Origin of the sequence: Delftia sp. UME58 (genome assembly GCF_014170385.1) — a bacterium.
Taxonomy (GTDB): Bacteria; Pseudomonadota; Gammaproteobacteria; order Burkholderiales; family Burkholderiaceae_C; genus Comamonas; species Comamonas acidovorans.
Map to the genome: position 1 here is coordinate 85,880 of NZ_LZZV01000020.1, position 11,316 is coordinate 97,195.

Annotated in this window: 8 protein-coding genes and 1 tRNA gene; 5 read left to right on the forward strand and 4 right to left on the reverse strand. The window is 68.6% G+C overall.

Annotated features, from left to right (window positions below; genetic code table 11):
- The first annotated feature begins 139 nt into the window (after positions 1-139).
- Positions 140-823 (forward strand): GntR family transcriptional regulator, encoded by a 684-nt coding sequence (locus tag A9976_RS07645; RefSeq protein ID WP_012204486.1) that lies wholly within the window; start codon positions 140-142, stop codon positions 821-823.
- A 38-nt stretch (positions 824-861) separates the two neighbouring features.
- Here A9976_RS07645 and A9976_RS07650 read toward each other — a convergent pair whose 3' ends face one another.
- From A9976_RS07650 to hpnC, 4 genes are all read right to left on the reverse strand, one after another.
- The gene (locus A9976_RS07650; RefSeq protein ID WP_097202878.1) at positions 862-1,881 is read right to left on the reverse strand and encodes a tripartite tricarboxylate transporter substrate binding protein; all 1,020 of its coding nucleotides are present in this window, start codon (positions 1,879-1,881) and stop codon (positions 862-864) included.
- Positions 1,882-2,007: 126 nt separating this feature from the next.
- Positions 2,008-3,396 (reverse strand): hydroxysqualene dehydroxylase HpnE, encoded by a 1,389-nt coding sequence (hpnE, locus tag A9976_RS07655; protein WP_183018507.1) that lies wholly within the window; start codon positions 3,394-3,396, stop codon positions 2,008-2,010.
- A complete protein-coding gene (gene hpnD / locus A9976_RS07660; protein WP_012204489.1) occupies positions 3,393-4,238 on the reverse strand; it encodes a presqualene diphosphate synthase HpnD in 846 nt (281 codons plus the stop codon). Before hpnD ends, hpnE begins: the two co-directional genes overlap by 4 nt.
- Positions 4,239-4,305: 67 nt before the next feature.
- Complete coding sequence (hpnC, locus tag A9976_RS07665; RefSeq protein ID WP_183018508.1) at positions 4,306-5,190, reverse strand: squalene synthase HpnC; 885 nt, start codon at positions 5,188-5,190, stop codon at positions 4,306-4,308.
- Positions 5,191-5,363: 173 nt separating this feature from the next.
- On the opposite strand from hpnC, the gene A9976_RS07670 reads away from it, so the two are divergent.
- The 4 genes from A9976_RS07670 (at position 5,364) to A9976_RS07685 (ending at position 11,209) form a co-directional block, all read left to right on the forward strand.
- Positions 5,364-6,587, forward strand: coding sequence for an efflux RND transporter periplasmic adaptor subunit (locus tag A9976_RS07670; protein ID WP_183018509.1), 1,224 nt, complete (start codon positions 5,364-5,366; stop codon positions 6,585-6,587).
- Positions 6,584-9,799 carry an efflux RND transporter permease subunit gene (locus A9976_RS07675; RefSeq protein ID WP_183018510.1) on the forward strand — a complete coding sequence of 1,072 codons (3,216 nt, stop codon included), beginning with the start codon at positions 6,584-6,586 and terminating at the stop codon, positions 9,797-9,799. The genes A9976_RS07670 and A9976_RS07675 overlap by 4 nt, the downstream gene beginning before the upstream one ends.
- A gap of 121 nt (positions 9,800-9,920) precedes the next feature.
- Positions 9,921-10,007 (forward strand) — tRNA-Leu (locus tag A9976_RS07680).
- Positions 10,008-10,192: 185 nt separating this feature from the next.
- Positions 10,193-11,209: a tyrosine-type recombinase/integrase gene (locus A9976_RS07685; RefSeq protein ID WP_183018511.1), complete on the forward strand. Its 1,017-nt coding sequence runs from the start codon at positions 10,193-10,195 to the stop codon at positions 11,207-11,209.
- Positions 11,210-11,316 lie beyond the last annotated feature (107 nt).

The window sequence follows — 11,316 nt, forward strand, 5'->3', positions numbered from 1 at the left end:
TGTCTGTCGGTGGAATGGATTTAATCAGATTGTCAGACAATCCTACTAGATGAAAATCGGGATTGCCTGCCGAGCCAGGTGTGTGTATGACAATCCGTCAGTCCGTCCGGCCCCTGGATTGGCGGGTAGGATTCGTCCCATGAACCAGATGCTGCGTGTCCCCCGCGAAGAAACGTCGCTGCGCCTGCGCACGACGCAGACCCTGCGCACGGCCATCCTCGATGGCGTGTTTGCGCCGGGCCAGAAGCTGTCCGAGCGCGAACTGTGCGAGAGCCTTGATGTGAGCCGTTCGTGCCTGCGCGAGTCCCTGCAGCACCTGCAGGCCGAGGGGCTGATCACCATCGTTCCGCACCGTGGCCCCGAGGTCACGGACATCTCGGTGCAGGAAGTGCGCGATATCTACGAGGTGCGGGCCAGCCTGGAGGGGCTGGCCAGCCGGGGCTTTGCGCTGCATGCCTCGGCTGGCCAGCGCGCCGCGCTGCGCGCCAAGCTGGGCGAGCTGGCCGTGCCCGCCGTGGCCAGCGACAAGGTGGCCCTGCTGGCGATCAAGAACCAGTTCTACGACATCCTGATCGAGGGTTGCGGCAATCTGGTGGCCGGCCAGATGCTGCGGCAGCTGAACAACCGCGTGACGGTGCTGCGGCGCATCTCCATGTCCCAGCCCGGGCGCCTGCCGCAGACGCTGGCCGAGCTGGATGCCATCGTGGCGGCGATAGAGCAGGGCGACGCGGACCAGGCCGCGCGCCTGAGCGCAGAGCATGTGCAAAAGGCCAGCCAGGGCGTGCTGCGTGCCATGGCCGAGAAGGCTGGACCGGCCAGCTGATGCCGGGGCCTGTGCCTGGGGGGGCAGTCCGTGTGCGCTCAGTCCGGCTTGACCTGGGCGCGCTTGAGCACCTTTTGCCAGCGCGTCTGCTCGGTGGCAATGAACTGTGCGAACTGCTGGGGCGTGCTGCCGATGGGCTCGGCCGCATCGCCCTGCAGGCGCTTGAGCGCGTCGGGTGCCTTGACGGCCTTGGCGCATTCGGCAGCCAGCTTGTCCACGTGGGCCCGGGTCATGCTGGAGGGCGCGAGCATGCCGTACCACTGCGTCATCTCGAAGCCCGGGAAGCCCTGCTCGGCCACGGTGGGCACGTCGGGCAACTGGGGCAGGCGCTGGGTCGATCCCGTGGCGATGCAGCGCACCTTGCCGGCCTTGATGAAGGGCAGCAGGGCGGCGGCGCCGACCGAGGCAGCGTCCAGCCGGCCCGACATCAGGTCCGTCATCATGGGGCCCGTGCCGCGATAGGGCACGTGCAGCATGAAGATTTCGGCCGTCATCTTCAGGTACTCGAAGGCCAGGTGCCCGGCGCTGCCATTGCCGGCCGAGCCGTAGCTGAGCTGGCCCGGCTTCTTCCTGGCGTAGGCGATGAGTTCGCGCAGGTTCTTGACCGGCACATCGGGGTGGACCACGTACAGGCTGGGCACCTTGGCCAGCAGGCTGACGGGCTGGAAGTCCTTGTTGGCGTCGTAGGGCAGCTTGTCGAAGATGTAGGGATTGACGGCCAGCGTGCCGATGTGGCCCAGGATGACGGTGCTCTGGTCATCGGCGCGCGCCACTTCCTGCATGGCGATGTTGCCGGCTGCGCCGGGCTTGTTGTCCACGAAGACGTTCTGGCCCAGGGTCTTGGACAGCTCGGCCGCCGTGGAACGCGCCACGATTTCCGAGCTGCCGCCCGGCGCAAAGGGCACGACAAAGCGGATGGGGCGTGTGGGCCAGGCGTCCTGCGCCAGCGCGGCCGCAGGCAACAGGCCCGACAGGGCCATGGCGCCCGTGCCGGCCAGCAGTTGGCGGCGGCCGAGCGGGGGCAGGTCTGCGTGGTGAAGAAAGTCGCGCGAAGGCATGTCTGGTCTCCTGGTTATCGTTGTAGTGGATGGGCCGCAGCGGATGCGGCGCCAGCGATGGTGGCGCCGGTGGCTGTCAATCTGCTGTCAAACCAGGGTCTGCAGGCTACGGAGATACCCGGGGGATCAGGCTTTTCCCCCGGCACCCAGGGCCTGGCCGATGGCCTCGGCCGCCTGCAGGCCGCTGCGCACGGCGCCTTCGATGGTGGCCGGATACGGGCCATCCACATGGTCGCCGCAGGCCCACAGGCCGTGGCCCAGCTCCATGCCGGGGCGCTGCAGCTGCGGCAGGCAGGCGAAAGTGGCGCGCTTGTCGATCACGGTGCGCAGCGCAACCAGTCCATGCCAGCCCAACTGTGCCCGGGCCTGGGCCAGCACCTGGGCCTGCAGTGTCTCGCGGTCCGATGCGCTGTCGCTGATGACGAAGGCCATCAGGCCCTGCGGTCCTCCCAGCTGTCCCCGGTCGAAGACGAACTGCGCAGGCGCATCGGGCGTGGCGCGCAGCGCCAGCCAGGGCGCGCCCGGGGGCAATGCGTGGGAGGGATCGCCGGTCTGCGCATAGACGGTGGCAATGGGGCGGTGCTGCAGGTCCTGGGCCAGTTGCGCCCAGCGCTGCAGGGCTATGCCGTCGCGTGCAGGCAGGCTGTCGTGCCCGGCGGCGGTGAGCGCCAGGCGCGCCGCCTCGGGCGCGGGGCAGGCCAGCAGCACGGCGTCGAAGGGCGCGTCTTCGGCCTGGGCTGCGCCCAGCGTCCAGTGCGGGCCCTGGGGCTGCAGTTCGGCCACGCGGCTGCCCAGGCGCACGGCGTGGCCGCGCTCCTGCAGCCACTGCGCGGCCGGCGCGGGGAACAGGCTGCCCAGGTCACGGCGCGGCACCAGGAAATGCGAGCCGCCACGGCCGCTGAACAGCGCATCGCGCAGCACGCGAAGGAACACCGTGCCGCTGGCCATGTGAATGGGCGTATTGAGTGCCGAGATGCACAGCGGGTCGATGAACTCGCTGACCAGGCGCTGCGGCAGGCCGGCGCACAGGGCGGCCACGGTGGCCTGCGGCGTGCAGCGAAAGCCCGCCAGCCGCCAGCGCACGGCGCGCGCCAGCAGGGCTGCACGCTCGCCCAGGCTCCAGCCGCGTGCGGTGGCAATGCCGGCCAGCGCATCCAGCGGCGCAGGCCAGTCGGGAAAGCGCAGGCCGCTGCCATCGGCATAGGGCAGGGCCATGGGCTGGCGGTGCAGCGCCCGTTCAGGGTCCACGCCCACTTCGCGCATGAGGCGCAGGCTTTCGGTGTACGCGCCGATGAGGATGTGCTGGCCGTTGTCCACGCGCAGCGGGCCCTGTGGCGTGTCGAGGTCCATGCCGCGCGCACGGCCGCCGGGCTCGCGTGCGGCCTCGTGCAGGGTGATGTGCCAGCCGCTGCGCGCCAGCGCAAGGGCGGCAGCAAATCCTGCCCAGCCGCCGCCGAGGATGGCGGCGCGCGGCACAGCGGCGCGCGGCTTGTCTTTGGCGCTCTCTCTGCTCACCGCGCCATGCGTCCCAGCGCCTGCATCTTCCAGGCCAGCCACAGCTTGCGCAGCGGCGGCAGGCTGATGCGCTGGTGCAGCACGCGGAAGTCGTCGGCCTCGATCTCGCGCAGCAGGGTGCGGTAGATGCTGGCCATCATCAGGCCGGGCTTTTGCGTGCGGCGGTCGGCGGCGGGCAGCAGGGCCAGGGCCTCGTCGTAGAGGCGGTGGGCGCGCTCTGCCTGAAAACGCATCAGCGCGGTGAAGCGGTCGGAGTACTCGCGCTTGGTGATTTCATGCGCCTTGACGTCGAACTGCTGCAGCTCGCTGATGGGCAGGTAGATGCGTCCGCGCATGGCGTCCTCGCCCACGTCGCGGATGATGTTGGTCAGCTGGAAGGCCAGGCCCATCTTGTGGGCGTAGGCCGTGGTTTCTTCCTGCGTCTGGCCAAAGATGCGTGCGGCCACTTCACCGACCACGCCTGCGACCAGGTGGCAGTAGCGCGTCAGGCCCTGGAAGTCCAGGTAGCGGGTCTGCTCCAGGTCCATGCGGCAGCCGTCGATGACGGCCTGCAGGTGGCGCTCCTCGATGCCGTAGACCGGGGCGTGCGGCATGAGCGCCCGCATCACGGGATGAGAGGGCTTGCCTGCAAAGGCCTGGTGCACTTCGTTTTGCCACCAGCCGAGCTTGGTGGCGGCCACGCCGGGGTCGGAGACTTCGTCCACCACGTCGTCCACTTCGCGGCAGAAGGCATAGAAGGCTGTGATGGCGGCACGGCGCTCGCGCGGCAGGAAGAGGAAGGCGTAATAAAAGCTGCTGCCCGAGGCGGCAGCCTTGTCTTGGACGTACTGATCCGGATTCATATGGGGCGGGATTGTCCCATGGACGGCTGGGCGCCAAAGCCTGGGTGTCGCAACGGCCGGCCCGCCATCACATGCGCAGGGCGCACCACAGCAGCAGCGGCGCATCGGCCTTGCCGACGGTGGGCCGGCGGTAGAGGCTGGCGCCCTGCAGCGCATCGACCTTGTCCAGGATGCGCAGCCCGCCCTGCACGACCAGGCGCAGCTCCCAGCCGATGCGGCCCGGCAGGCGGTGCACCAGCGGTGCGCCGGACTGCATCAGTGCGCGCGCCCAGGCCGATTGTGCGGCCAACAGTGCACGCACGGCGGGGGTCAGTGCCGAGGGCTCGGCGCGCAGTTCATCGCGCTGCACGCCGTGGGCGGCGCAGTCGGCGTCGGTCAGGTAGTGGCGCCCGCGTGGCAGGTCCACGCTGAAGTCCTGCCAGAAATTGATCAACTGCAGGGCGGTGCAGATGGCGTCGCTTCGGTTGAGCGATTCGGCATCGTCCACTCCGTACAGGTGCAGCAGCAGCCTGCCCACGGGATTGGCCGAGCGGCGGCAGTAGTCGAGCAGCTCGGCGCGGTCGGCATAGGTGGCGCCGGATTCGGTCTTGTGCACGTCCTGCGCGAAGGCGCTGAGCAGATCGTCCATCAGCGCCAGCGGAAGTTGGTGGGCGCGTACCTGCGGTGCCAGCCCTGCAAAGACCTGGGGCCATGCCGTGCGCGAAAGCATGGAAGCCTCGCCTTCGGTGCCCAGCGCCATCAGGTCGCCACGGTAGGCGGCCAGTGCGGCCAGGCGCTCGGGCGGCGTGGCGTCGCCCTCGTCGGCCAGGTCGTCTGCAGTGCGCGCGAAGTGGTAGAGCGCGGCAATCGGCGGGCGCAAGCGGGGTGGGCACAGCCAGGACGCCACGGGAAAGTTCTCGTAGTGCGTGACCGGGGCGGGGGAGGCGGGCAGGGTGGGTGCGGTGGACTTCACGGTGGCCGATTGTCGATGCTGTGCGCAAGGCCATGCATTTCACTTGACGGGCTCAAGGGCTTCTCCTAAATTACTAACCCGTCAGTCAGTAAACGGCGCCAGCCAGCTGCCGGGGCATGTTGCCCGGATCTTGCAGCCCACGCCGCTTTTCGCACCAGCCCTCCCGGATCCACATGCCCGACTTGCCATCGACCCCTGCCGCGCCCGCTTTGCCGCGCCATCTTCTTCTTGCTCCCTTGTGCCTGGCCGCCGCGCTGGCTTTGGGCGCCTGCTCCAAGGCGGAGCCGCCGCCCGAGCCGGTGCGCGCCGTCAAGCTGCTCACCGTAGGCGTGGGCGCGCTGGACACGCAACTGGAGTACGCGGGCGAGGTGCGCGCGCGCATAGAGTCGCGCCTGGGCTTTCGCGTGGCCGGCAAGCTCGTGCGCCGCGAGGTGGAGCTGGGCCAGCATGTGCAGGCAGGCCAGTTGCTGGCGCGGCTCGATGCCAGCGACTACCGGCTGGGAGCTGACGCCGCGCGCGCCCAGGTGGCGGCCGCGACCACGCAGCGCGATCTTGCTGCCGCCGATGTGAGGCGTTACTCGCAGCTGAAGGCGCAGAATTTCATCAGCGGTGCGGAGCTGGAGCGGCGCGAGGCCACGCTCAAGTCCGCCCAGGCCACGCTGGACCAGGCCAAGGCGCAGCTGGCATCGCAGAGCAATCAGGAGTCCTACGCGCAGTTGCTGGCCGATGTGCCTGGCGTGGTGACCGGCATAGACGCCGAACCCGGCCAGGTGGTGTCGGCCGGCTCGCCCGTGGTGCGCATTGCCCAGGACGGCCCGCGCGACGTGGTGTTCGTGGTGCCCGAGGACAAGCGCGGTGCCATCCGCGTGGGCCAGAAGGTGAATGTGCGCCCCTGGTCGGCCGGCATGCAGCCGCTGCAGGGCCAGGTGCGCGAGGTGGCGGCCAGCGCCGATCCCGTCACGCGCACCTACCAGGTGAAGGTGGCACTGCCCGCGTCGGATGCGGCTGCCGTGCCGCCGCTGGGCGCGACGGTCCATGCGCTGCCCGAGGGCATGGGCCCCACGGGCCAGCCCGTGATCAAGCTGCCCACCACCGCGCTGCGCCAGGAAGGCGGCGGTGGCCAGGGCACGGCAGTGTGGGTGTTCGACGCCGCCAGCAGCACGGTGAAGCTGCAGCCCGTGCAACTGGCCACGGCCGATGGCAACGAGGCCGTGATTGCCGCAGGCCTGGCGCCCGGCATGCAGGTGGTGGCCGCCGGCGTGCATGTGCTCACGCCAGGCCAGAAGGTCACGGTCTATCAGGACCGGTATGACAAGACGCAGCAGCCGGCACAGGCCCCTGCCGCCGCAGGCGCTGCTGCTCCCGAAGGTGCTGCGTCCAGCGGAGCGGCACAATGAGCGGGGCCAAGCACAAGGCGCCGCAGGGCGGGCACTTCAATCTTTCGCGCTGGGCGCTGGACCATGTGGCGCTGACGCGCTATTTCATGGTCGTGCTGCTGCTGCTGGGCTTTGCCTCGTACTTCCAGCTGGGGCAGGACGAGGACCCGCCCTTCACCTTCCGCGCCATGGTGGTGCGCACCAACTGGCCGGGCGCCACGGCGCAGCAGATGGCCGAGCAGGTGACCGACAAGATCGAGCGCACGCTGCAGGAGGTGCCCTACGCCGACAAGATCAGCAGCTATTCCAAGCCTGGCGAGTCGATGATCATCTTCCAGCTCAAGGACAATTCGCGCCCCGGCGATGTCCAGCAGCTGTGGTACACGGTGCGCAAGAAGATCGGCGACATGCGCTACACCCTGCCGCAGGGCGTGCAGGGGCCGTTCTTCAATGACGAGTTCGGCGATGTCTATGGCGTGATCTACGCCCTGCAGGCCGACGGCTTCAGCTACGCCGAGCTCAAGACCATGGCCGACGACGTGCGCCAGCGCCTGCTGCGCGTGCCCGATGTGGCCAAGGTGGAGCTGTTCGGCGTGCAGGACGAGAAGGTCTACATCGAGCTGTCGCAGCGCCGCCTGTCGCAGCTGGGCCTGGACATGAACCAGGTGCTGGGCCAGCTGGGCCAGCAAAACGCGATCGAGGGCGCAGGCGTGCTGCAGACACCGCGCGAGGATGTGCAGGTGCGCGTGGCCGGCCAGTTCCTGGCGGTGGACGAGTTGCGCGCCATGCCGATCCGCGGTGCCTCGGGCGCGCAGCTGCGCCTGGGCGATATCGCCGAGATCCGCCGCGGCTATGCCGATCCGGCCAATGTGAAGGTACGCCACCAGGGGCGCGAGACGATTGCGCTGGGCGTGTCCATGACCAAGGGCGGCGACATCATCCGCCTGGGCAAATCCCTGCGCGGCGCCGTGGGCGACATCGCGCGCACGCTGCCGGCAGGCGTCGAGCTGGCCAACATGCAGGACCAGCCCAAGGCCGTGGCCGATTCGGTGAACGAATTCCTGCAGGTGCTGATCGAGGCCGTGGTGGTGGTGCTGGCCGTGAGCTTCATCAGCCTGGGCCTGCACAAGCGCGAGGGCCACCAGCCGCTGTGGAAGCGCTGGTACATCGACCCGCGCCCGGGCCTGGTGGTGGCCATCACCATTCCGCTGGTGCTGGCCGCGACCTTCCTGGCCATGTGGTACTGGAACATCGGCCTGCACAAGGTGTCGCTGGGCTCGCTGATCATCGCGCTGGGCCTGTTGGTGGACGACGCCATCATTGCCGTGGAGATGATGGTGCGCAAGATGGAGGAGGGCTACGAGAAGTACCGCGCCGCCACCTTTGCCTACGAGATCACGGCCAAGCCCATGCTGACCGGCACGCTGATCACGGCGGCGGGCTTTCTGCCCATCGGCATGGCCAAGTCCATGACGGGCGAGTACACCTTCGCCATCTTCGCGGTGACGGTGATTGCGCTGGTGCTCAGCTGGTTCGCCTCGGTGTACTTCGTGCCCTACCTGGGCATGCTGCTGCTCAAGCGCCCGCCGCACGCGGCCACGCTGCCGCCCGAGGTGGCCTCGGGCGAGGTGCCCATCGAGGAGACCAACCTCAATGCCTCGTCGGCCGAGCATGAAGTCTTCGACAGCCCGTTCTACAACCGCTTCCGGCGCGCCGTGAACTGGTGCGTGACGCACCGCTGGCTGACCATTGCCATCACGGTGCTGGTCTTCGCGCTGGGCCTGGTGGGCATGTCGCGCGTGCAGCAGCAGTTCTTCCCGGATTCCAGCCGGCCCGAGGTGCTGGTGGACGTCTGGTTCCCCGAGGGCACGTCGCTGGCCGCCAACGAAGCCGTCACGCGCCGTGTGGAAGCGCGCTTCATGCAGCTGGACGGCGTGCGCACGGTCAGCGAGTGGGTGGGCTCGGGCGTGCCGCGTTTCTACCTGCCGCTGGACCAGGTATTTCCGCAGAACAACGTCTCGCAGTTCATCCTGGTCGCCCAGGACCTGCCCACGCGCGAGCGCCTGCGCAAATCGCTGCCGGCGCTGCTGGCCCAGGAGTTCCCCGAGGTGCGCGGCCGCGTCAAGCTGCTGCCCAACGGGCCTCCCGTGCCCTATCCGGTGCAGTTCCGCGTGTCCGGCACCGATCCGCAAAAGCTGCGTGCCTATGCCGACGAGGTCAAGCAGGTCATGATCGCCAACGCCGACATGCGCGGCGTCAACGACAACTGGAACGAGTCCGTCAAGGCCGTGCGCCTGGAGGTGGACCAGGACAAGGCGCGCGCCCTGGGCGTGAGCAGCCAGGCCATCGCACAGGCGGCCCGCGTCATGCTCAGCGGCTCCACCGTGGGCCAGTTCCGCGAGGGCGACAAGCTCATCGACATCGTGCTGCGCACGCCGTATTCGGAGCGAGACGCCATCACCGACATCGCCAACGCCTACCTGCCCACGGCGTCGGGCAAGTCGATCCCGCTCACGCAGATCGCCAAGCCCGTGATGGTCTGGGAGCCCGGCGTGATGTGGCGAGAAAAGCGCATGTTCGCCATCACTGTGCAGGGCGATGTGCGCGAGGGCCTGCAGGGAGCGACGCTGACCCATGCGCTGCTGCCGGGTCTGCGCGAGATCGAGGCGCGCTGGCATGCCGCGGGCGACACGGCCTACCGCATCGATGTGGCGGGCGCCGTGGAGGAAAGCTCCAAGGGCTCGGACGCCATCGTCGCCGGCGTGCCCGTGATGCTGTTCCTCACCTTCACGCTGCTCATGCTGCAGTTGCGCAGTGTCAGCCGCTCGCTGCTGGTGTTCATCACCGGGCCGCTGGGCATTCCCGGCGTGGCGGCGGCGCTGCTGCTGCTGGGCCGGCCCTTCGGCTTCGTGGCGCTGCTGGGCGTGGTGGCGCTGATGGGCATGATCCAGCGCAATTCGGTGATCCTGATCGACCAGATCGAGACCGATCGCGCGCGCGGCGTGCCTGCCTGGGACGCCATCATCGAAGCCGCCGTGCGCCGCCTGCGTCCCATCGTGCTGACGGCCGCCGCCGCCGTGCTGGCCATGATCCCGCTGTCGCGCAGCGTGTTCTGGGGCCCCATGGCCGTGGCCATCATGGGCGGGCTGGTCGTGGCCACCGTGCTGACACTGCTGGCGCTGCCGGCCATGTACGCCGCCGTGTTCCGCGTGCGCCGCGAGCCCACGCACTGATGGCCGCGAAAGCGCAGAGGCCGCCGATCAAATCCGGGGTATGGCAATGGGCCCCGCAATTGCGGCTAGAATCTGCGCCCTGACCTAGGAGCCGCCGCGCAGGCGGCTCCCTCAAGAACCAGCGCGGGTGGCGAAATTGGTAGACGCACCAGGTTTAGGTCCTGACGCCAGCAATGGTGTGGGGGTTCGAGTCCCCCCCCGCGCACCACGCACCAACGCCGCTCAACTGCGGCGAACACTGCTCAAGCCCGCTTCCTGTAGAGGAGGCGGGCTTTTTTTCTGGGTCTTCGCTGCAAAACGGAGCAGGTTGAAACCGGCACAAAACAGCGCAAAATCACATCACAATCCCGCGCAGATCCCGCTTGTGATCCCGCGCGCGGTGCAGGAGGTGGGATGGCGTATTTCCGGAAGGTGAAGAACGGATGGCGGGCCGAGGTGGAGCGTGCGGGTATTCGGCGTACCGCCACGCGGGCGACCAAGGCCGAGGCGCAGGGCTGGGCCGTGGCCGAGGAGGCGGCCATCCTGGCCGGCGCGCGCGGGGAGTTTCCGCGGCGCACGCTGGCCGAGGCGGTGGAGCGCTATCGGCGCGAGGTCACCGACAAAAAGACGGCCAGCACGGCGCGGGCCGACCATTTGCGCTTCGATGCCTGGCTGCGCGAGTTCCCCGAGCTGGCGGCCAAGGTGTTCCACGAGATCACGGGCGACGACCTGGCGCGCTGGCGCGATGCGCGGCTGCAGCAGGTCTCCGGCGCCAGCGTGCTGCGCGAGGCGCAGCAGTTCCGTCCGATCTGGACGCTGGCGGTCAAGCAGTGGAAATGGGTGGGCAAGAGCCCCTGGCCCGAGATCAAGCTGCCGGCCAAGTCCCATGCGCGCCGGCGCACGGGGCAGTGGAGCGAGGTGCGGCGCATGCTGCGCTCGGCCAATGTCTCGCCGCGCCAGGCGCCTGTCACCGCCATGGAGCAGACGGCCTGGACCATGCTGGTGGCCCTGCACACGGCCATGCGCAGCGGCGAGATCCTGCGCATGGGTCGCAGCAATGTGGATCTCAAGCGCCGGGTCTACCACCTGCCGCACCACAAGACCGAGGCCAAGGTGGGCGAGCGCCATGTGCCGCTGACGCGCCGTGCCGTGCGCCTGCTGCGTGTGCTGGACGCCGCCGCCGAGGCTGCGGGGCGCGACGCCTACTGGACCATCAGCGACGCCAGCCGCGACACGCTCTACCGCAAGCTGCGCGACCGGGTGATGGTGGAGGGCCTGCGCTTCCATGACCTGCGCGCCACGGCGCTGACCTGGCTGAGCAAGCGCGTGGACGTGATGACGCTGGCCCGCATCAGCGGCCACGTGGATATCAACGAGCTGTTCAATACCTATTACCGGGAGACGGCCGAGGACATCGCGGCACGGTTGTAGGCAGGATGGCTGCCAGGAATATCACTCCAATATGATGTATTGACAATATTATTCTAAAGTGATAATTTCAATTAATCATCTTGAGATGATATTTTGAATGCCCTGGC